This window comes from Verrucomicrobium spinosum DSM 4136 = JCM 18804, from assembly GCF_000172155.1.
Lineage (GTDB): Bacteria > Verrucomicrobiota > Verrucomicrobiia > Verrucomicrobiales > Verrucomicrobiaceae > Verrucomicrobium > Verrucomicrobium spinosum.
This window is the reverse complement of record NZ_ABIZ01000001.1, coordinates 4,775,702-4,797,407: the sequence shown is the minus strand read 5'-3', so window position 1 is coordinate 4,797,407 and position 21,706 is coordinate 4,775,702. Positions and strand designations below refer to the sequence as shown.

General features: G+C 63.7%; 16 protein-coding genes. 9 read left to right on the top strand and 7 right to left on the bottom strand.

Going from position 1 to position 21,706, the window contains the following annotated elements; translation table 11 throughout:
* Positions 1 to 22 precede the first annotated feature (22 nt).
* Together VSP_RS39690 and VSP_RS19395 are read right to left on the bottom strand one after the other, a co-directional pair.
* Positions 23 to 2,272: a serine/threonine protein kinase gene (locus VSP_RS39690; protein WP_157210971.1), complete on the bottom strand. Its 2,250-nt coding sequence runs from the start codon at positions 2,270 to 2,272 to the stop codon at positions 23 to 25.
* A gap of 17 nt (positions 2,273 to 2,289) precedes the next feature.
* Positions 2,290 to 2,883 (bottom strand): ECF-type sigma factor, encoded by a 594-nt coding sequence (locus tag VSP_RS19395; protein ID WP_009962771.1) that lies wholly within the window; start codon positions 2,881 to 2,883, stop codon positions 2,290 to 2,292.
* 258 nt (positions 2,884 to 3,141) lie between these two features.
* Between VSP_RS19395 and VSP_RS43115 the strand changes: the two genes are divergently transcribed.
* The 3 genes from VSP_RS43115 to VSP_RS19380 all read left to right on the top strand — a co-directional run bounded on the left by VSP_RS43115 (position 3,142) and on the right by VSP_RS19380 (position 5,325).
* Entirely contained in the window at positions 3,142 to 3,291 is a 150-nt protein-coding gene (locus VSP_RS43115; RefSeq protein WP_009962770.1) for a hypothetical protein, read from the top strand.
* Positions 3,292 to 3,318: 27 nt separating this feature from the next.
* On the top strand, positions 3,319 to 4,191 hold the full coding sequence (locus VSP_RS19385; protein WP_009962769.1) for a PEP-CTERM sorting domain-containing protein: 873 nt from the start codon (positions 3,319 to 3,321) through the stop codon (positions 4,189 to 4,191).
* Between the two features lie 126 nt (positions 4,192 to 4,317).
* The gene (locus VSP_RS19380; protein ID WP_198141191.1) at positions 4,318 to 5,325 is read left to right on the top strand and encodes an endonuclease/exonuclease/phosphatase family protein; all 1,008 of its coding nucleotides are present in this window, start codon (positions 4,318 to 4,320) and stop codon (positions 5,323 to 5,325) included.
* A gap of 656 nt (positions 5,326 to 5,981) precedes the next feature.
* Here the strand turns inward: VSP_RS19380 and VSP_RS19375 are convergent.
* Positions 5,982 to 7,229: an alginate lyase family protein gene (locus VSP_RS19375; protein ID WP_009962766.1), complete on the bottom strand. Its 1,248-nt coding sequence runs from the start codon at positions 7,227 to 7,229 to the stop codon at positions 5,982 to 5,984.
* A 152-nt stretch (positions 7,230 to 7,381) separates the two neighbouring features.
* Between VSP_RS19375 and VSP_RS39685 the strand changes: the two genes are divergently transcribed.
* Both VSP_RS39685 and VSP_RS19365 read left to right on the top strand, forming a co-directional pair.
* The gene (locus VSP_RS39685) at positions 7,382 to 7,747 is read left to right on the top strand and encodes a hypothetical protein (RefSeq protein WP_009962765.1); all 366 of its coding nucleotides are present in this window, start codon (positions 7,382 to 7,384) and stop codon (positions 7,745 to 7,747) included.
* An 87-nt stretch (positions 7,748 to 7,834) separates the two neighbouring features.
* Positions 7,835 to 9,100, top strand: a complete 1,266-nt coding sequence (locus VSP_RS19365; protein ID WP_029190587.1) for an RNA polymerase sigma factor — start codon at positions 7,835 to 7,837, stop codon at positions 9,098 to 9,100.
* 1,198 nt (positions 9,101 to 10,298) lie between these two features.
* Here the strand turns inward: VSP_RS19365 and VSP_RS19360 are convergent.
* The gene (locus VSP_RS19360; protein WP_053332357.1) at positions 10,299 to 12,569 is read right to left on the bottom strand and encodes a TonB-dependent siderophore receptor; all 2,271 of its coding nucleotides are present in this window, start codon (positions 12,567 to 12,569) and stop codon (positions 10,299 to 10,301) included.
* 255 nt (positions 12,570 to 12,824) lie between these two features.
* Between VSP_RS19360 and VSP_RS19355 the strand changes: the two genes are divergently transcribed.
* The 4 genes from VSP_RS19355 to VSP_RS19340 all read left to right on the top strand — a co-directional run bounded on the left by VSP_RS19355 (position 12,825) and on the right by VSP_RS19340 (position 16,092).
* Positions 12,825 to 13,676, top strand: a complete 852-nt coding sequence (locus VSP_RS19355; RefSeq protein ID WP_009962762.1) for a hypothetical protein — start codon at positions 12,825 to 12,827, stop codon at positions 13,674 to 13,676.
* A 1,041-nt stretch (positions 13,677 to 14,717) separates the two neighbouring features.
* Complete coding sequence (locus tag VSP_RS19350) at positions 14,718 to 14,906, top strand: hypothetical protein (RefSeq protein ID WP_009962761.1); 189 nt, start codon at positions 14,718 to 14,720, stop codon at positions 14,904 to 14,906.
* A 34-nt stretch (positions 14,907 to 14,940) separates the two neighbouring features.
* On the top strand, positions 14,941 to 15,105 hold the full coding sequence (locus VSP_RS42440) for a hypothetical protein (protein WP_009962760.1): 165 nt from the start codon (positions 14,941 to 14,943) through the stop codon (positions 15,103 to 15,105).
* Between the two features lie 123 nt (positions 15,106 to 15,228).
* Entirely contained in the window at positions 15,229 to 16,092 is an 864-nt protein-coding gene (locus VSP_RS19340; RefSeq protein ID WP_009962757.1) for a DJ-1/PfpI family protein, read from the top strand.
* A 408-nt stretch (positions 16,093 to 16,500) separates the two neighbouring features.
* Here VSP_RS19340 and VSP_RS36270 read toward each other — a convergent pair whose 3' ends face one another.
* From VSP_RS36270 to VSP_RS19320, 3 genes are all read right to left on the bottom strand, one after another.
* A complete protein-coding gene (locus VSP_RS36270) occupies positions 16,501 to 17,220 on the bottom strand; it encodes a response regulator (protein ID WP_009962756.1) in 720 nt (239 codons plus the stop codon).
* Between the two features lie 10 nt (positions 17,221 to 17,230).
* On the bottom strand, positions 17,231 to 19,252 hold the full coding sequence (locus VSP_RS19330) for a sensor histidine kinase (protein WP_009962755.1): 2,022 nt from the start codon (positions 19,250 to 19,252) through the stop codon (positions 17,231 to 17,233).
* Positions 19,253 to 20,055: 803 nt separating this feature from the next.
* Positions 20,056 to 21,681 carry a sialidase family protein gene (locus VSP_RS19320; protein ID WP_009962753.1) on the bottom strand — a complete coding sequence of 542 codons (1,626 nt, stop codon included), beginning with the start codon at positions 21,679 to 21,681 and terminating at the stop codon, positions 20,056 to 20,058.
* Positions 21,682 to 21,706 lie beyond the last annotated feature (25 nt).

The window sequence follows — 21,706 nt, the reverse complement described above, 5'->3', positions numbered from 1 at the left end:
ACTGAAAGGAAATAACGTGCAGCTACGAGCTGTCCTTGCGGAGTCGTGTTTGGGCTCGAACCTCTGCCTCAGCCTCCTTCAGGAGCAGGGAGGCCACGGACCAGTCGTACCATTTGAAGAAGATGACCCTTTCCTCGCTCGCTTCATCGACCCTGGTGCGACGAATGACGGTCCTGGCCAGTTTAAGCTCCGTCTTGGCGGCATCATCCTGGCCCAGATGCTGATAGCAGGCTGCCATCATGGCTCTGAGGCCGGCCGCGCAGATTTCACGAATGTTGGGTGCAGCGAGGGCCGCCTGGGCGATCTGGAGCACCTTCTCGTATTCGCCTTTTCGATAGTGATACAGGGCAAGAGAATATGCCTCCCATGCGGGGAAGGGGCCATCGGAGTGGGCTTGCACGGCGGCCTCGCAAATGGCGGCTGCGGCTGCCAGTTGTTGCAGCATTTCCGGCGTGGTCTTCACAATCAGACAGGCCTTGAGAATGTGCTCGGCCTGTAGGGGGTCTGTCGCGGGGAGATACCGCGAGAGGGTCTCGGTGCGGAAGGCCTCGTAGGCTTTTTTGTCTCCGAGTTCCAGCAGGGCGGGGGCAGTGATAAGCAGGTCCGTGCCACGCAGGATTTCTTCCGGGCGGGTCATCTGGGTGGCCTGGGCCATCAGGCGATAGCACTGGACGGCTTCCGCCCATCTGCCGTAGGTGGCGTACCAGTTGCCGAGCGTGCGGAAGACGGAGGACGCCTCCTTGGAGGGCTCGATGGAGATCAGGGGCGTCTGCTGGAGGAGCTCTTCCGCCTCGCTGATCTTGCCCTCACCCAGCAAAAAGGCGGCTCGCGAGACATTGGCCCGCGCCTGGGCCTGCCGACGGAGGGCGAGCTCCTGATCCCGGGACTTCTGGGCCTCCAGACTCAGCCGCTCCTGCTCACTCAGTGCCTCCTTCTCCCGAAGGTACAGCATTGTTGAAGCGCCAAATCCCAGGAGAATGGCGGTGATCCCGGCGAGAGCAGAGTAGAAGGGGATGCGGTTGCGCCGGACAAAGCGGGTGAAGGTGTAGAAGTTGTTGGGCCGGCGGGCCGTCACTGGCTTGTCCTGCAGATGTCGCTTCAGGTCCAGCGCCAGAGCGCTTGCGGTTTCGTAGCGGCTGTTGCGGTCCTTCTCAAGCGCCTTCATGACGATGCCGTCCAGGTCACCCCGCACGGAGGCGAGCAACCGGGAAGGCTCTGCCTGGCGTGCGGCGGAGATGGATTTCAACGTGTCCTCACCCACCTCGGTAAGCCGTGCCGAGGGCTTGAGATGCTGCTTGTCCAGAATGAGTTTCCTCATGCCCGCCATGCCGGCGTTCATGAGGACCTTCCGGTCGAAGGGTGTCTGTGAGGTGAGCAGTTCATAGAGCAGCACGCCCAGGCTGTACACATCGCTGCGGGTATCGACATCGATGCCGATCATCTCCACCTGCTCCGGGCTCATGTAGGCCGGGGTGCCGAGGAAGTGATCGTGCCCGGTGAGCCGGGGCTCCACCTTGGTGTCGGTGGCGACTGCCTTGGCGATGCCAAAGTCGATGACCTTGGCCACGGGTTGATGGCGGGGGCCGCTCACCAACACGTTGGAGGGCTTGATGTCGCGGTGGATGATCCGTTTGGAGTGCGCGTGCTGAATGGCGTCGCACACAGAGATGAAGAGGGTGATTCTCTGCCGCACGTCCAGCTTCTCACGGTCGCAGTAAGTGGTGATGGCCTCTCCCTCCACCAGCTCCAGCACGAAGTAGGGACTGCCGTTGTGGAAACCGCCGACATCCAGCACCTTCGCGATGTTCGGGTGGTCCATGATGGCGAGCGCCTGGCGCTCCACATCGAAGCGCGCCTTGGTGATGGCGCTGCCGGTATCGATCCAGAAGAGCTTGAGCGCGACGCGTCTTCTCACTGGCTGGGCCTGCTCTGCCTCGTACACGATGCCGCTGCCACCTTCACCGAGGCACCGGACCAGAAGATAGTCCCCGATGCAGGAGCCCACCTCCGGGGGAAGGTCTGCCGCCGTGGTGTTGGAGGGCACACTCTGGGGTGGCAGATCGCTCATGAGCTGCGTGGCCAGATGCGTGCGGGCCTCCCGCGCCTCCAGAAAGAACGACGTTGCCTCGCTGGCCGCCCCCAGGAGTGTCTTCATCCGTTGCAGCCCATGTGGATCATCGCGGAAGGTGAGTTCTAGGAATTGCCGCTGCTGCTCCGCGTCCTCCAGCGACAGCGCGACTTCGTAGATGGCTCCTTCAACGGCGGTGTTCACAGGCAGGGGCTCCCGATTCACGGGCGGTTCAGATCCTCCTGGATCATCTGGTACAGGCGGGCCTTGGCAAAGGTCCACTGTCTTTCCACCGTCCTGAGGCTGTGCCCCAGCATGGAGGCGATCTCCTCGCTCGTGGATCCGCTGAAGAACTTGAGCATGACAATCCGTGCCGCGTGGGCATCCTCCTTCTCCAGGCGGGTGAGGGCCTCATGGATGAGCAGGATGTGGTCACCCTCTGCGGGCTCCTCGCTCTGGGCGAGCGCTGGATCGTCGGTGAGCTGGCGTTTGACGGCGGACTTGGTCCGGGCCCGGTCCACCAGAATGCGCCGCATCGCCTCCGCGGCGGCACCAAAGAAGTGGGCCTGGCTGTCCCACTCTGACTGGGAGGTGGCCAGGCGCAGCCAAGCCTCATGCACCAGCGCGGTGGGCTGTAGTGTCTGCAGGCCGGACTCCCGGAACAACTTGGACGCCGCGAGCCGCCGCAGCTTCCCATACATGACTGGCAACAACTCTTCTGAGGTGAGGCTCTCACCTGGAGGGGCTGCTGCCGGGTGGGCTGCTCCATCTACAGCGGTCTTCCCGGAAGATTCGGCAGGTGAGGAGGGGGGCATGGCGATGGGTCTGGGTTTTGGAAGGGCAATTAAACGCCTCATCAAGCAGAGGTCCAGCATCAACAGGAAAGATAGTCATCACGTCATGAGGGGCATCGCACCGCGTAGAAGGGTGTTTCTAAAAAAGTGATGCGTTTTGAAAATTCTTGGCGGACGAGGATCACAGAATCCGCATCAACTCGCGCCAATGGTGGAATTGATCGAGATTGGAACTTCATACGTGTCCCTGGAGAAGCTGGTAACGGGATTCCAGCCCGGATGCGGTCCGATCAAGGTGACAAAACCGTCACCAGGCTGGCCTTCGACGCAGACGGGCGGAAGCCGCGCCGTGGGCTGCGTCGCGTCCGCACCCATGTGGGTGCCTCCAGCCGCCTGGCTGGGGTCGCACCCTGGAGTTATCACCTTTAACCAAAAAACCCAAGCACGCCCTTCCTCATGCGCCTCACTTCGTACACTGTCTGCAAAGCTCTGGCCTCCTGCGCAGTTTCCGCCTGTTTCGCAGCCCCGGCGTGGGCGGCCACGGTGGTGACCGATGCGAACTTCAACTCCGGCACCTTTGCGGATGCCGGGCTGTTTGACTTCAGCCTGCAACGAAATCCGACGTTGCGAGCGAATGTGGGAGTGGGCGGATCTACGGGGCTGGAGTTTGGCAACAACGGCGGTGCCGTGACGGCATCCATGACCATTGGTTCCACCGCCACCTTCTCCATGTACGGCGAGTATAACGGGAATGCAGGAGTTAATGGCAGCGCGATGTCGTTTGGCTGGACACGGGCCACGACGGAGTTCAACTCCTTCAGTGGAGCGGGTACGGGGGTGACGGCTGCGGACACGGTTCTGGTGGGTCTGGCTCGCACGGCTGAGGGTGGCTTCAGCTTTGGTGCGGCCAACGGGGCCACGGGAGCAGTGGGAGGAGTTGGCACTTACTTTGGGAATACGGTGGCCTCCCTGACGTCTGGCAACTGGTACAGGCTGGAGGGCACCATCAACTATGACCCGGTCACCGGTACATTCACCTTTGTCGATGTCTCGCTGGATGACTTTGGGGCGGATGGCACTGCTGAGGTCACGGCGGATGTTTTGAGCGGCACTGGAAAGACGGTGGTGGTGCCGGACTTTGGCACGGTGGGGCGCGGTATCTTTGCCACGAACCTGGATCGCGGTGTGTTCTACACGGACAACTACTATCTGGCAGTAACTCCAGAGCCCACGGTGCCCATGTTGCTGGTGTTGGGCGCTGTGGCATTCGTGGGGCGTCGGCGCAGGCCGGGGCGTCTCAGCCCGTGTTCAGAGGGGGCGCACAGGTGAGCCATCGTTCGCCTGCGCATGAGCGCTCGATGGCCCGCTTGTCTCGGAGGCGGGAGCAGATGGGCTGAAGTGAACGACCCTGCCCGCTGCTGTGCCTGCCTGACTTGCCGAGACTGTTTGTCATCCATGAAGAACATTGCCTCATTATCATCCCGTCCCTGCGCTGGCGTGCCCGGCCTGCCGTGCCAGTTCATCCCGTGCCTGCGGAGGGGCTCAGGAGCCCTGTGCACACTGATGCAGGCGGGGGTGGTGTTGTGGTTGTTGCTTCTGGGCACTCAGACGTCGCTGGCCGTCATTGTCGGCACCTTTAACATCCGGTATGACAATCCCAGGGATGGGGAAAACGGAAATGGCTGGCTGCAAAGGGCGCCGGTCGTCGCGTCGCTGATTCGCTTTCACCGTTTCGATGTTCTGGGGATCCAGGAGGCTCTCCACCATCAGGTGGAGGATCTACAGAGACATCTGCCAGCCTACGCCCATGCCGGTTGTGGACGGGACGACGGGCATGAGGCGGGCGAATTTGCCGCCATTTTTTATCGCAAGGATGTCTTCACCCTCAAGGACAGCGGCACGTTCTGGCTTTCTCCGACGCCAGAACTGCCCTCAATCGGTTGGGATGCGAAATTCAACCGCATCTGCACCTGGGTGAAGCTGGAATCGAACAAGACGCACGAGACGCTCTATGTGTTCAACACCCACTTTGACCACCACGGCACGACGGCCCGCCTGGAGGGCGCACGGCTCATCCTTGCGAAGATCCGGGAGATCGCGGGTGGGCGGCCCACGGTGCTCACCGGGGATTTTAACGTGGATCAGACGAGCGAGAGCTATCGGCGGATTCATGATTCGCAGTTCCTGGCGGATGGCTTTGAGACCGCAGAGGAGCGGTATGCTCTGAACGGCACCGCCAATGGGTTCAAGGTAACTGCCTACACCGACCGTCGCATTGATCACATCTTTCACACCCGGGGGTTCAAGGTGCTGCGCTACGGGGTGCTGACGGACAGCTACCGCTCGCCCTCAGGGGATGCGGCGGAAACTGGATCGGTGGCGTTTCCGCGGGAGATGAAGTTCAGGAACTACCTGCCCCGGACGCCTTCCGACCACTTTCCGGTGCTGGTAGAGCTGGAGTGAGGAGGCGGGCGGAGGCGGCTTGTGGCTGTATTCGTGAGAATGCGGGAAGGTCCGGGGGGGATTTGGCTGCGCGGAAAGTCTTGTCTCCGCAGTGGCCGGATGACGTGCCTGACCGCGTTCTCACGAACGCAGCCACGACTGAGCAGGGGGGCGGGCGGAGTGGGGTTTTAGGAAGCTCGTGGCTGCATTCGTGAGAATGCGGAAGAGGCAGGTGCGAGCGGGGGTGGAGGTGGATTGTGGCTGGGGTGTGCGGGCGGCGCTGCCTGACCGCGTTCTTACGAACACAGCCACGACTGAGCAGGGGGGCGGGCGGAGTGGGGTTTTAGGAAGCTCGTGGCTGCATTCGTCAGAATGCGGAGGGGGCTGGTGCGAGCGGGGGTGGAGGTGGATTGTGGCTGGGGTGTGCGGGCGGCACTACCTGACCGCGTTCTGACGAACGCAGCCACGACTGAGCAGGGGGCGGGAGGTGTTGGGTTCTAGGAAGCTCGTGGCTGCATTCGTCAGAATGCGGAAGGGGCAGGTGCGAGTGGGTGTTGGGGGTGGATTGTGGCTGGGGTGTGCGGGCGGCGCGGCCTGACCGCGTTCTTACGAACACAGCCACGACTGAGCAGACGGGCGTGCGGAGTGGGGTTCTAGGAAGCTCGTGGCTGCATTCGTCAGAATGCGGAAGGGGCGGGTGCGAGCGGGGGTGGGGGTGGATTGTGATTGTGTTGCGCGGGTGGTGCGGCCAAGAGGGAAGTCCAAAGCAGCGGCTGGGTGATGGGGTTGTTCCGGCGTATTTCAAAGTCCTGGGGGTCGGGCTTTAACTTTTGCCAGAGCATGACATACTTTTCCTCCTGGAGGGCAAGGCCGCTGAAGAGCAGCGCGGGCTGCCGGACCGGCCAGCCCTCCCAGGCGTTCACATCCGGGGCCTTTGGCCAGGAAGACTTGTCTGCCAGGTAGGGGTGGAGGAAGGCTACGGCCTTGGCCATGCTTCTGCCGTCCGGCGTGGTGAAGGTCCAGAGATTGTCTGAAGGTGTGGAGAGGATCTGGCACAGCGCCGCCATGAGGTCGAGCTGGAATATGGAGTAGGCGTAGGGCTTGGTGCGGGCCAGTTCAAACGGGAAGCTGCCGTCAGTGCCCATCTGCATGGGGATGAAGATTTCCTTGAACTGGCGGCGGCATTCGGCGAGCAGCGCTTCATCCCCGGTGAGCGTGGCAAAGGCGGCCACCTGGAGCCAGTAGGCCACGGCATGGTTGTTCTTGGCATTGGCCTCATTTCGGCCCTTCGGGCTTTCGATGAACCAATGCGTGTAGTCCACGAACCACTGGCGCAGGCTGCCAAAGTCTTCCTGGGACAGGGCCTGGGAGTCGCGCAGGGCCAGGATGGACAACGGCACCTCGATGAGATGCAGGGTGTCGATCAATCCCGTGCCACGTTGCGGGGTGGCCTTGCCCACGATGGCCTGTGCGTAGTCCAGGCTGGGATGCATGCGTGTGGCCTTGTCAATGAAGAACACCTTCAGCAGCTCCACCGCCTTGGCCGCATAGCGTTCCTCCCGGGTCAGGAGGTAGGCGGTCGCCAGCGCGGCAGTGGCATCGCGCATGGCCATGAGGGACTTGCGATGCGCGTTGAAGTTTTCCGGGTTCGACTGACCGTCCCGCATGAGGTAGGGCTTCCCGTCGGGCTTGGCGGGATCGGGCCAGTAGTAGTCGCTCATGGAAAAGAATTCGTCAGGCCGACCCTCGCTGAGCGGGGAGCGGTCGGACGTGATGGATACCGGCTGCATCATCAAGGCGGCATCCGCCTGGGTCAGAATTCGCTCCCGCTCCTGTTTCGCTACCTGGGCAGGGCGGGGGGCAGCGGCGGGTGAGGGGATGGCAAAAAGGAGGGCCGGGAGGGCGGCTAAAAGAAGCTTCGTCATGGCGGGAGATTGGGGCGGCAAATGTCCCCGTTTGTTCGGGAGTTGCGGAATTTTTCTTGCAGATGCCGCCAGGCTGGTGCGCTTCCGCCAGAAGGCGTTCGGAATGAGCCTTGCTTTCCGTCCTCAAAAAGAGGGTTGCAATTCGTTCGATTTTGAATGAGTCGCCTGCCACCAAAGGGCCGCGCCGGCTCATCCTGGCGGGGGGCAATATCTTCTGCGGTCTGATGCCCCTGGTCGCGGTGCCTTTCATCCTGCTGGGCACGAGCATCCCGGCCATCGCTGTGCCCCATGAGGAGGGGTCTTTCATCCCGCTGGTCATCGGGCTGGGCCTCTCTGCCATCCTGGTCCTCTTGGCCATCCCTTTCTTTCTGGCGGGTTGGGGGCTGTTCAAAGATCGCAGTTGGGGGACGGTGGCGGCGATTGTGGCTGCGGTGTTGAACCTCATGAATGTGCCGTTTGGCACAGCCATCTCGATCTACACCTACTGGGCGCTGGCGAAGAACAAGCTGACGAGCTGATCTCCCCCTCGTGCCTGCCCGGCGAGGTTCAGCGGGAGGCAGATTTCACGTTGTGTTCCTGTGCAGCTGGCCCATAGCCTTCCGCTCATGCGGGAAAATTCCATCGAACTCGTGCGGACCACGCTGGACGGTCTCTACCGCTCAGAGTCGGGTCGTATTCTCGCCACGCTCATCCGATTGCTGGGGGACTTTGACCTGGCGGAGGACGCCATGCATGACGCTTTTGCCGCGGGACTGGAGCGCTGGCCCCATGAGGGGGTGCCAGCCAATCCACGCTCCTGGCTGATCTCCACCGGGCGACACAAGGCCATCGATGGGCTGCGACGTCGGGCGCGGTTCGATGCATCACAGGACAAGATCGCCGACCAGCTCCTGCCCAGCGGTGACTTCGCCCCTGCTGAGGTGGGGACGGCATCCGAGGAGAGCGTGCCTGACGACCAGCTCCGCCTGATCTTTACCTGCTGCCATCCCGCCCTGGCACCGGAGGGGCGGCTGGCGCTGACGCTGCGAGAGGTCTGCGGTCTGACCACGGAGGAGATCGCCAGCGCCTTTCTCACCACTGCGCCGACGTTGGCGCAGCGGATCGTGCGGGCCAAGGCGAAGATCCGTGACGAGCGCCTCCCGTATCAAGTGCCTGCGCCAGAGGAGCTGCCGGAGCGTCTGGATGCGGTGCTGCAGGTGGTGTATCTCATGTTTAACGAGGGCTATTCCGCCTCCGCAGGCGCCTCGATCACCCGGGCGGAACTCTCTGGCGAAGCCATCCGCCTGGGGCGTCTGCTGCTGGATCTGCTCCCGGAGCCGGAGGGCATGGGCCTGCTCGCCCTCATGCTCCTGCAGGAGTCGCGTCGGGCGGCCCGGACCTCACCTGAGGGCGAGCTGATCCTGCTGGAGGATCAGGACCGCGCCCTGTGGGATCGAGCCCTCATTGCCGAAGGTGTGAAGCTGGTGGAGCGGGCGCTGACGTCGCGTCGCTTCGGCCCCTACACCTTGCAGGCGGCCATCGCGGCGGTGCATTCTGAGGCGGCCTCTGCGGCTGCCACGGACTGGCCGCAGATCGTGGCACTGTACAGTCTGCTGGCCCGTGCCGTGCCTTCGCCCGTCATTGAGCTGAACCGCGCCGTGGCCGTGGCCATGCGGGATGGGCCCGAGGCGGGGCTGGTGTTGATCGACGGCCTGTTCCAGCGCGGTGTGTTGACGGAGTATCACCTGGCTCATTCCGCGCGGGCGGATCTGTGCCGGCGTCTGGGCAGGAAAAGGGAGGCGCGTGTTTCGTATGAGCGGGCCCTGGCGTTGGCCCAGCAGGAGCCGGAGCGGCGGTTTCTGGAAAAGCGGCTGCGGGAGCTTGGGGGATAGCGGAGTGGGGCGGTGCGTCGGTGCGTCGGTGCGTCAGTGCGTCAGTGCGTCAGTGCGTCAGTGCGTCAGTGCGTCAGTGCGTCAGTGCGTCAGTGCGTCGGGGAGGTGTGGGGTTCTAGGAAGCTGGTGGCTGCATTCGTGAGAATGCGGAAGGGCCGGGTGCGAGTGGGGGTGGGGTGGTTTGCGGCTGTGGTGTGCGGGCGGCGCTGCCTGACCGCGTTCTGACGAACGCAGCCACGACTGAGCAGGGGGCGGGATGTGGGTGGTTCTAGGAAGCTCGTGGCTGCATTCGTGAGAATGCGGAGGAGGCGGGTGCGAGTGGGTGTTGGGGGTGGTTTGTGGCTTTGGTGTGCGAGCGGCGCTGCCTGACCGCGTTCTGACGAACGCAGCCACGACTGAGCAGGGGGCGGGATGTGGGTGGTTCTAGGAAGCTCGTGGCTGCATTCGTGAGAATGCGGAGGAGGCGGGTGCGAGTGGGTGTTGGGGGTGGTTTGTGGCTTTGGTGTGCGAGCGGCGCTGCCTGACCGCGTTCTGACGAACGCAGCCACGACTGAGCAAGGGGCGGGATGTGGGTGGTTCTAGGAAGCTCGTGGCTGCATTCGTGAGAATGCGGAGGAGGCGGGTGAGAGTGGGTGTTTGGGGGTGGATTGCGGCTGCGGTGTGCGGGCGGCGCTGCCTGACCGCGTTCTGACGAACACAGCCACGACTGAGCAGGGGCCGGGAGGTGCGTCAGGAATGTGGAAGAGCCGTCCCGGCTCTTGGGGGCGCTGGATGGTTCGAGGAACTAGAACCAAGACGGTGCTTCTACAGTGCCAGCGTAAAGAAGGCGGGGGTTCCCAACCCCGCGGAGGAGCGGAGGATCAGACTCGAGTTGGCGGTAGAGTGTTAGTTGCGGGAGGCATCAGGGATGGTGCGACTGAGCCGTCTAAAGACGGTACTCCAACCCTGCCGACGGACGTCTGGGGGGGAATTGTTCGCTGGCGGCCGTTGCTGCGTCACATCCGCAGGGCTGGGACCCCCGCCTCCTTTAAGCCTCCCCGGCAGGCGTCGCGCCAAAACAAAACGCCCCGACACAGCCAGGAAGCCATGCCGGGGCGGACAATTCATCACGGGAGCGACGCTTAACGTCTAACGTCTCTCATTTAACTCTCAACTCCCAGATTTTCACTTTTCACTTTTCACTAACTACTTTTTACTTCTAGAAGTTGTACCTCAACGACACCTGCACGTTCCGAGGTTCGCCGTAGTACACGCCGTCGTAGAAGCCGACGTTCTGGTAGTAGGTCTTGTCGAAGAGGTTGTTCACCACCACGCTGAGCATGACCTTGTCGGTGATGCGGTATTGCGCGTTCAGGTCAAACACGAAGTAGCCGTTCTGCTCGAAGTTCAGGCTGGGATCGCTGCCCCAGTAGCTGTTGTTGGTATCGCTCTGCCAGCGCATGCCGCCGCCGAGGGAGAGCTTGTTCAGCTTGCCGGGCAGGCGGTAGTTGGTGGAGAGCACGACCATGTCGATGGGGGCGCTGCTGTTGGCGCGGGCACCGGAGTCGTCCTTCGTGCTCACGTGGGTGTAGCCGGCGTTGATCGTCCAGTCGTCCGTGATGCGGCCGGCCAGCTCCAGCTCAAAGCCCTGGCTGGTGATGGGGCCGGTGGCGATGGAGGGGTAGCTGCCATCCGGGAAGGGGCTGGACCAGTCGGTGATGTAGGAGTTGTCCTGCTCCGTCTCAAAGACGCTGAAGGTCGCGATGAGGCGCTTATCGAAGAACTCGGCCTTGACCCCGGCTTCGATGTTGGAGCCGCGGATGGGATCGATGATGTTCCCGTTGATATCGCGGCCCATCTGGGGCTCGAAGATATCCGTGTAGCTCACATAGAGGGAGGTGGTGTCCGTCACATCCCATACCAGGCCCGCGTACGGGGTGAACTCGGCGTCCACACTGGCGACGTTGTCGTTGTACAGGTGCTTGCCCTTCGCGTCATAGTTGTCCGTGTAAGTCTCCCAGTTGCTCAGGCGGGCGCCGAGGATGAGGGAGAGGGGATCGGCGAGGCTGAAGCGGATGGAGGCATAGCCGCCGTACTGCTCCACATAGCGGTCCGCGCTGGGCGTGCCCTGCTTGGGCTCGGTGGGATTGCGGTCCAGCTTGAAGACGTTCGGGATGTCGGCGGGGTAGCTTGATGAGGAGTTTGTCCAGACGGGGGTTTCCTCGAACTGGCTGTACTGGAAACCGGCGGCGATTTTGTGCTTGCGGCCAAAGAGGTCAAACGCACCCGCCAGGTGGAGGTCGGCGTTGTCGCGCGTTTCTTCCATATAGGTGTTCGCGAACCACCAGCTCATGCCGGTGCCTGTGGTCAGGTCGGGGAAGCCGCTGCCGGCGTAGCCGATGACGTTGTCCGTGCTGCCCTCCGTGTGGGAGTAGCCGGCGCGGATGCTCCAGTCATCGTTGAACTTGTGCTCCAGCATGGTGAAGAGCGTGCCGGTCTCCTTGGTCCAGCGGCTCCAGTCGGCCGCCCAGTTGGTGGAGCGGGGGAGATTGGCCGGGGTGCCATCGGCAGACCAGTAGGGCACGGCCCCCCAGGAGGCCCCGCGGGGGTCGCTCTTCTGGTACTGGTAGCCCAGGCTTAGCGTGGTGTCTTCCGTCAGGTCAGCCTCGACGATGCCGTACAGGCCGAACTGTTCCTCGCTGTAGTGATCGAGGAAAGAATTCCGCTCTTGGTAGAAGCCAACGAAGCGCGAACGCACGCTGCCGTCCTTCGTGATGGGGATGGTCACATCGCCCTCGCCGCGGTAGTACTCCCAGGTGCCGATGGTGGCCGCGATGGAGCCGCCGAACTCACGACCGGGGCGTTTGCGATTGAGGTTGATCGTGGCGGAGGGGTACCCTGGGCCGGAGAGCAGGCCGTTGGATCCGCGCAGGATGTCGATGCTCTCGTAGAAGGAGGTGTCATAAACGGGCGTCGCGCCCCAGGACTCATTGGCCCCGGTGAAGTAGGGCATGCCATCCACCTGGAACTGGGTGATGGGGAACCCGCGGGCGTAGTAGGAGGTGCGCTCCGTGTCCAGGTTCACCACCGTGATCCCGGGCGTGTTGGACAGGACCTCCGCGATGTTCGTAAAGCCCTCCTGCTCGATGCGCTGGCGGTCCACGATGGTGACGGACTGCGGTGTCTCGCGGATGGTCAGCGCCAGGCCTGTGGAGGTCGTGGCGGGGACGGTGGTGATAGGGGGCTCGGCCGTCGCGGTGACGGTGACGGTGTCCAGCTCCTGTGCGGCACCGGGGGCGGCAGGGGCAGTCGTTGTTGAGACTGGGACGGGGGCCACGCTGGCTGCGGTCGCCTCTGGCTTGGCTGGTGTTGCAGGCTCAGCCGCCACCCCGGTGAGGGGCAGGCAGGCCAGGGTCGTGGCCAGGGATCCTACGAGAGCGATGGAGCGGGAGTGTGGGAGTCGTTGCTTGTGGCAATATCTTTGAGGCATACTTGGCCCCCTTCGCTGCCGACGCTAGACGGGTCAACTTGAGAATGCGAATGAGTCGCAATAGAGCAATCCGAGGCTAGTGGGAGATTGAACGCGGGCTAAGAACTACGGGGAATGAGTAGAGCGGGGACGGGGAGAGACGCTCCGGAGGGCCTCATCCTCGCAGTAAAAAGAGTGTTCATGTGAACATTATTTTCTGGCGAGTTTTTCCACCCGGTGCTAGCTGTCTGGGGGAGCTGAACTCCCTTTGACCCCATGGCCACGACTGATCCGTATTTCCGTTTTCCCCTGAGTGCTCTGACGTATGGTGAGACTTCATTGCAGTGCATGGATGCCATTCTGGATCACTCCATACTCTCAGCAGGGGTGGGGGCCAGGAGGCTCGATCCCAAGGCGCACGAGGCGCTGGCGGCAGCGCATGCCCTGCCCAATCCTCCAGGTAGGGAGCAGGCGGAGGACTGGACGGCGTACCTGGATGTCTGTGTCGGCTCGCAGCTCACGCAGGCGCAGGTGGGAGACTGGCGGTCAGTCCGGTCGGGCTACGAGAGGCTGTTACAGCACACGTCAGAGCTCCCCAAGTCTGCCCTCGTCACCATCAATGCCAAGTGGGTTTGGAACGCCTTGGACACCGCCTTTATGGAGGTGGGCAGGTCTCCTCTCCACGAAAATACAGGCTACCTTTCGTGGCGGGAGTTCCGCGTGCTGTGTGCCGTGCTCTCCGTCATTGGGCAGAAACAATACGCCTGGGTCTCTACGAACACCCTTCAGCACCGGGTCTGCGGCTACACCTCAGCCAGCACCTTCAAGGGCAAGGTGCCTGCAGAGCACTGCCCGCGACTCTCCCGCTGGATGCTGGGGGCCACGCTGAACCGGCTGGAGGAACTGGGTTTCTTCCTGCGCGTGCGCGTTTCCAGGTCCCCCACGGGACGTGGAGGGCGTACGGCCTGTAGCATTCGCCACAAGAACCGGGAAGCGCTCGTGATTGAGCTGCGTACCTCGCTCTTCGCCACGGTCGCCGAGAATCGCAAAGCGGACCATCAACTTTGGACCAAGGGGGTGGGTGCCCTGTCCCAACGGACCTCCAGTTCTATAATTTCCAAATTTTAGCCTCAAGTCCCCTGCAACACGACCCCAAGCTGCCCCCATGTCATCGGCAACCTCCCCTCAATCCCTCTCAACCCACTTCCAACGCGCCTCCAACCCCACCTGCAACGGCTCAGCAAGTAGCCCTGCAACATTAATGAAAAAGTCTTCCAATGATAAAGTCTGTTTAGTGAGAAAGTCATTGGCGGAGATAGATCCCACTCAGAACAGAGATAGAATCGGAATCGATTTGGAATCGAGAGGAAGTGTGTGAGTGAATAAGGGGACGTTGGATATTGGAGGTTGAGGTGGAAAGGTAGAAGGGCCGTCCCGGCTCTTGGGTGCGCTGGGGGTTTTGAGGAACAAGCACCGGGACGGTTGATCAGGGCTGGCAGCTTAAAGGAGGCGGGGGTTCCCAGCCCTGCCCGCTGCGCGGGAGACGCCAGACGAGAAGACACCAGACGAGAAGACACCAGACACCAGACCTGAACTCTCGCACAAGAGGTCGCCACAGGCGTAGTCCGGTTGTGCCAACCGGCTCACCTGCCAAACTTCCCACGATCCTCTTCCCGCCTCCTTTAATCTTCCCGGCGGGAGAGGCGCGATGAGCCAGTCCCGTATGCGGGACCAGCACTACTTTTTCCGGCGGGCGTTGTTGTGGGAAAGGTAGAAGAGCCGTCCCGGCTCTTGGGCCGCTGGGATTTTGAGGAACAAGTACCGACACGCTCCTTCGAGGCTGTTGACTTAAAGGAGGCGGGGGGTCCCAGCCCTGCGGGTGAGCGAAGGGGAGAGGGTGATGCTGTCCTTGTGCGTAATGACCGATCGCGACGTGAGGAGTTCTGCGACTGAGCCGCCTAAAGGCGGTACTCCAACCCTGCCGGCGACATCGAGTGTGGATTGGGCGTCTGCGACCGATGCGACGTCACCTACGCGGGGCTGTGAACCCCCGCCTCCTTTAACCTTCCCGGCGGGCGTTGCGGTGGGAAGACAGGCGCAGGGAGGAAGGAGCAAGTCACGTGCCCTTTGACCTGCGATCCAGTCTAGCTAGTTTTGTCGGCCTTGCTTATGTCAGCCAAAGGATTCGACCTCACCTACAATCAGTCCCTCGTGTCTCTGGAGGGGATCCTGGAGGCCGTGAATCGGCCGGGGGACTACTGTTGCTCCGGCTCCCATGAGACTCCGATGCCGAAGGTCGTGGTCGAGGGCTTGGGGGTGCTGTCTTTCCCCTTCCCGCAGAGCAGGCACGCCAGGTGATCGAGATGGCGGAGGTCCTGCGCGGCTGGAGAAGTTGGTCGTCGCCAAGACGCGGACCGAGCACGAAGCTGCCCGGCGCCTCTACGAAACCGATCTGGAGCAGATGCAGCGACTGCTGAATCTGGCAGCGCACGGAGGTGCTGAGGCAGAGGAGATCTCGAAGGAGCTGGAGAAAGCCCTGGGTGGGAAGGGGACCTGAGTCGATGCGGGGCCCGTGCGGCGCATGGCGTAAATTGGCGGAGTAACGTCCTTTGTTGGGGTTTGGGGGCGGGATAGGCTCGCTTTGTCACTCTGCGCACCAAGTAGAGGAAACTACCAAGCCATGAAGCACGACAACCAGAGCATGAAAGAGGAGAGCACCCTGAAAACCGGGCGACGTGAATTTGCCCGGCTCACGATGGGCACCCTGGCCGGGGTCACGCTGGGGCAGGCATCGACCCGGGGCGAGGCGGCACCAGCGGCAGCGACTGCCTCTGCGACGCCGCCCCCGCGATTTCTCACGAGCCTTCGCGGGCGGCCCATCACCATCGCGATGCTCGTCTTTGAGCGCATGGACCAGATCGACTTCACCGGACCCTTCTCCGTGCTCGCCCGCGTGCCGGAGGCCCGCATCCAGGTGGTCGGTCTCACGAGCGCGCCGGTTCGCGATCACAAGGGGCTGATCCTCACGCCTCAGATTGCGCTCAAGGAGGCAGGCCAGCCGGATGTGCTGGTCGTCCCCGGCGGGCCAGGGCAGGAGGCGTTGATGGAGCACCGGGACCTGCTCGACTTCATCGCCGCGCAGCAGCATGATGGCCGTGCCTTGTTCTCCGTCTGCACCGGGGCTTTGCTCTGCGGCGCGGCCGGAGTGTTGCGGGGTCGCCGGGCCACCACGCACTGGTCGGCATTGTCCCTGCTGGGGCACTTCGGTGCCATCACGGCCAAGGAGCGGGTGGTTGTGGACGGTGATCTGGTGACGGCCGCCGGAGTCACCGCGGGCATCGATGGCGCGCTGACACTGGTCGCCCTGGTTCGAGGGGAGAACGTGGCGCAGCAGATCCAGCTCGACGTCCAGTATGCTCCTGAACCGCCCTTCCAGGCGGGCAACCCGGAGACCGCGCCGCCGGATGTGCTGGAGGCCGTGACCGCCCGCTACCGGCCTCTCACCGAGGCCAGAGCCGCGACCGCGCGACGGCTGGGGAAGTGAGGCCCGCTGCGCGGGAGACTGAAGACTTGAAGACAGAAGACATCAGACTTGAGCTCTCGCCGTCGTTGGACGCGAGCACTGGAGCTACTCGCCAAGGTAGAAGAGCCGTCCCGGCTCTTGTTGCGCAGGGTGGTTTTGAGCAACAAGAACCGGGACGGTTTGCGGCACTGGCAACGTCAAGGAGGCGGGGGTTCCAGCCCCGCGTATGTGGCATCGCATCGGTGACAAACCTCCAAGCTATCCCAAACGACCGTCGGCAGGGTTGGAGTACCGTCTTTAGACGGCTCAGTCGAACAACCGCTGACGTCACTCCCGGTCATAGGGTACAACTTCCGCATCACCTACATCCCCTCCGCTCACCCGCGGGGCTGGAACCCCCGCCTCCTTTGAGCTTCCCGGCCTACGTCGCTACAGGGCAAGGTAGAAGAGCCGTCCCGGCTCTTGGCAGTGCTGGGTGATTCGACGAACAAGAACCGAGACGGTTCTTCTACCATCTTGACGCAAAGGAGGCCGAATGATCCCGCGGCGGATCGCCTCAGCGGTGGCTTGGGCGCGGTCGTTCACGCCCAGCTTTTCCAGGATGTGGGTCACGTGGCGTTTCACGGTGTCCTCCGTGATGCCGATGGCGGCGGCGATCCGTTTGTTGGATTGGCCGCTGGCGATGAGTTCCAGGACCTCACGTTCGCGCGGCGTGACGGTGAGGCGGATGCGCTGGCTCTCCAGGCGCTGGGCCAGGTCTGGCGGCAGGGAGGTGCCGCCTGCGGCCACGCGGCGCAGGGCGTCCAGCAGCTCCTCGCGGGTGGAGGATTTTTGCACATACCCGGCCGCCCCGGCGTTCAGCGCAGAGAGGATCTCGTCCTCATGGGAGAAGGTGGAGAACACCAGGATGCGCGCCTCGGGGTCGTGCGCACAGATCGCCGCGGTGGCCTGCACGCCGCTCAGGCCGGGGAGTTGCAGGTCCATGAGCACAACACTCGGCCGCAGGCGTTGGTAGGCCTCCAGTGCCTGATCACCGCGCTTGGCCTCGCCGATGATGTCGATGTCGTCCTCGATCTCCAGCGCGGCCACGAGGCCGCTGCGGACGACGAAGTGGTCATCGACGATGAGGAGGGTCAGCGGGGAGGTCATGTGAGGGGCTTCAAGCGGCGGCGTTCAGGGGCAAGGTTATTTCCAAGACGGTGCCCTGGCCCGGGGCAGTGCGCCAGTGCGCGGTCGCGTTGAGCTTCTCGCAGCGCTCCTCGATGCCGATGCAGCCGAATCGCCCCGCCTGGCCGTGATGCCGCGCCTCGGAGTCAAAGCCCTGCCCGTCGTCTGCCACGGCAATGCGCAAGCATTGCGACTGCATATGCACACGCATTACCACATGCAATGCCTGGGCATGTTTCAGCGCATTGGTCACGGCCTCGCGGGCGATCATCTTCAGATGGTGCACGATGTGCGAAGGCAGCGCGGGCAGCGGGGAGTCTGCCTGGAACTCCACAGCGGGGCCGCAGTCGGTGGTGTGCTCTTCTGCGATCCTGGCCAGCTCGGTCTTGAGATCCAGCGCCTCATGCGAGGGCTGGCGCAGCTCAGAGACCAGGCTGCGGGTCTCCTCATGGATCTGGGAGACGAGCCGACGCGAGGCCTGCAGCAGGCGGCCGCTTTTCTCATCGGCACCGCGCGCCTTCACGGCATCCAGCCGCAGCGCCAGCCCGGTGAGACCCTGCTCCAGGGTATCATGAAACTCACGCGCGATCCGCTGGCGCTCCTCCAGCGTGGCCTCGTGCTGGATCTGACGGCGGAGCGCCTGGGTCTGGCGACGCACCTGTCGGCGGAGGAAGGCGATCCACAGGGCGCAGAGGGCCATCGCCAGCAGCAGCAGGCCCACGGCCAGTGCGAGTCGCCGCGCGGTCCACCACGGCGGGGCGCTGAGCACCGCGACATCGATGGCCGAGCGGGCGCGCAAGTGCACACTGCGTGGCGTGGAGGTGGTGCCAGAGGCGGTGTTGGAGTCCACCAGGCAAATGCCCGTCACCTGCACGCGGGCACCGGCGGGCAATGGGCGGCCATCTGCGGGCATCTGCACTCGCAGGGAGCGACCGCCTTCCTGGAGCACCAGCACGTGACCGTCCTCGGTTTGGAAGCTGCTCGTGAGGTCGGCCGTCACCGTGATGAGATCGTTGTCGTGCTTTCCCTTCAAGAGGTCCGCCATGCTGGTGGCGATCACGGCAGGCACCGGGCCGGGCTCCTGCCGCAGCACCTGCGCATGCACCAGAGAGGCGCTGAAGCGCTGCATCCTGGGGAAGCCGATGACCTCCACCCGCGTGCCCAGAGGGAGGGGCAGGGGCAGAGGCTTGAGCATCTGCATCCGCCATGCGGTCGCATCATCCCGTACAAAGATCTCTCCATCGGGGAAAGCAGCGATGACCGTGCCCGCCATGCGCACGCGATGCCTGTCCTGGCCGAGGGCATCGAACGCCAGCAACTTGCTGCCGGAGATCAGCGGCACCTCATTCTCTGGAGGCGCGGGCTTGATCACCTGCAGGCCGCTCCAGTCATGCACCCAGGCGATGGCTTGTACCAACTGCCGACGCTGGTTCACGCCGCCCGCAGCCAGTCCCTCGATGCGGACCCGGCTGTCTGTGAGCTGTTGCCCCTCCTGCGGCGGCGCGCAGATGCGCACCTCCAGCAGATCCTGCCCCAGGGCCAGGGTCAGGATGGAGCGTGATTCATCGCTCGTGGGCACCACCGCATGCACGATGCCCTCCACCGCGATGCGTTGGAAGAAGTAGCGCCCGGAGAGGATGTCCGCATAAGTCGCAGGCAGGGCAGCGGGCAGCTCGCGATGCCCCAGCTTCACATAGCTCGCCTGCTCGATGCCCGGCAGGTAAGTCCCCGGGGTGGTCACGCCTTTGACCTGGACCTCGTCGCCCGGCTGGAGAGACGTCTCGTTCTGCCCGCGGAAATAGGTGCCCGCCGTGCTGTCCTGGATCACGATGGCTCCGTTCGGCCCTTCGATGAAGACGACCGTCCCGCGGAGCTCCACCGGCAGCTTCTTGGCCGCCTCCTCCTCGCGCAAGGAACGCACCGCCGCCGCCGTGGTGAGCGGGGCCTCGGCAGCGTGGACCGAGGGGAGGGTGGGGCCGCTTAAGGCCACGTTCACGCATAGGCCCAAGGCCATGACCCACCCGGCCGCACGTCTGCTGCGGGGTTGGATAGGGCGGAGTGGCGGCGATGACATGGGTGAGACTAACGGTACTTTATCCGGCAGGCAGCGCCGCAGAGCAATGGAGAAGAGCCCTGCCCGCTGCGCGGGAGACGCCAGACGAGAAGACACCAGACACAAGACCTGAGCTCTCGCACGAGAGGTCATCACAGGCGTCGTCCGGTTGTGCCAAACGGCTCACCCGCCAAACGTCCCACGGTCCTCTTCCTGCCTCCTTTAAGCTTCCCGGCGAGAGAGGCGCGATGAGCCAGTCCCGTATGCGGGACCAGCACTACTTTTTTCCGGCAGGCGGTGCCGCAGAGCAATGTAGAAGAGCCGTCCCGGCTCTTGGGCCGCTGGGTGGTTCGAAGAACAAGAACCGAGACGGTTGATCAGGGGCTGGCAGCTTAAAGGAGGCGGGGGTTCCCAGCCCCGCGGGTGAGCGAAGGGGGAGAGGGAGGTGTTGTCGTTGTGCGTCATGACCGATCGCGACGTCAGGAGTTTTGCGATTGAGCCGCCTAAAGGCGGTACTCCAACCCTGCCGGCGGACCATTAAGATAATCAGGATGTGGTGGACCGATGCAACGTCACCTACGCGGGGCTGGACCCCCCGCCTCCTTTGAGCTTCCCGGCGGGAGCGTTGCTCTCATCCACCCATCCCTGACTCCCTGACTCCAGCACTCCCTGACTCCAGCACTCCAGCACTCCAGCACTCCAGCACTCCAGCACTCCAGCACTCCAGCACTCCAGCACTCCAGCACTCCAGCACTCCATCGCCTCTATTTCCGCGATCCCTCCTCGTCCTCCTTCACCGCCCCCCCCGGTGCCGGCACCTCGGCCACCTGCACGCTCGTGTCCGGTGCCTTGCCGGAGTAGAAGGACACGTAGTGGGTGTCGCCGATCACGGTGGCGTTTGCGTTGCCTGCATCCCACGTGACTGCGCTGCCGGTGGCGACGGCCTCAGACGCGGGCCACTGGAGCGGGGCGTTGAACACGGTGTCTGGGGCCACCACCCGACGGCGCAGGATGCCGCGGCCGCGCTGGTAGTAGTAGTTGCTCAGCAGGCCTGTCCTGGCATCGAGGATCAGGCTCGGGGTGGAGGCGGTCACATCGCCGATGTTCGTGCGCGTGCGCTTCCAGGTCGCGCCGTTGTCGGTGGATACGATCTGGAACTGGGCGCGCTCCGTGGTGGGCACGCCCAGCTCCGTCCGGGCGATGGCCAGGATTTTGCCATCGCCCAGGTACACGGCCGCAGGCTCGGTGGGCCACTCTGCCTTGGGCAGTCCAGATTCCACGGTGGTCTGGGTCCAGGTCGCGCCGTTGTCGCTGCTGGTCACGATGCCCCAGGAGTTGGTGGGTTCGTTCTGGTAGTTTCCTTCGAACCACAGGGCCATCAGCCCGACCTGCGGCACGGCAAAGACGTCGGTGATTTGCATGGGGGACACCGCCAGCTTGGGCGTCGCCAGCAGGGTAAAGGTCACTCCATCCGTGCTGCGGTACAGGTCGTGGATGCGCTCTTTCCCCACGCGACGCACCCAGAGGAGCATCGCGCCGTTGGCATCCAGTCCTTTCCCCACGGGCACATCGCCGTACCCTGGAGAATTGGCCACCGTTGTTTCCTGCGTCCAGGTCTTGCCTCCATCCGTGGAGGTGCGCGCATAGGTGGCGCGGGCGTCCTCGCCGATCGTGTGCCCAGCGCCCCGGGTGTACACGCACACGAGCTTGTCGCCGATGGCCTGCAGCATCGGCCAGGAGTTGTAGCCCTTCACGTCCTCCACGACGTGCGGCTTCTTCGGCACCTGCACCGGCGTCACCTTCACCGTGGCCAGTCCGGCAGGGTGGGTGAACGTGTCCGCCGCATCGCCCGGCTCCCGCTGCACGCGTACCCAGAGCGGCGCACCCGGCACCACCTCGTAGTAGGACTCCAGCACGATCGTCCGGGTGTGGAACGGTCCCGCGGGCAGCGCGGTCCGCACCGGCGTGCCTTGCAGGTACAGGGCCGTGAACGGGGCATCCTCGATCATCTGGGAGAGATGCACCCGGTAAACATCCTCAAACGCCGGGCTCGTGGAGGCGTCCGTCTGGGTCACCAGCACCTCCACCTTCACCGCCGCGCAATCGCCGGGCAGCCCCGTCACCAGACCCGCCACCGACTGCCCCACCGTGCCTCCGGATAACGACCAGACAGGCACCTGCATGGAACCGCCCGACATGAGCGCCAGGGAGGGATTGCCCGTGGCGAGCGTCAGTTGACTGGGCGAGAGCCAGACGGGAGTCGGGGGCGCTGGATCCGCGGCGACGGAGAGGGGCGCGTTGGCCGCAAGCAGGGCCAGACCCAAACCCAAGGACACGGGCAGGGGAATCGGAGAGCGGCGCAAGAAGGAAGTGCGGTGGTTGATTCGCATGGTGGTGGAAGAGTTGCGTGGGAGG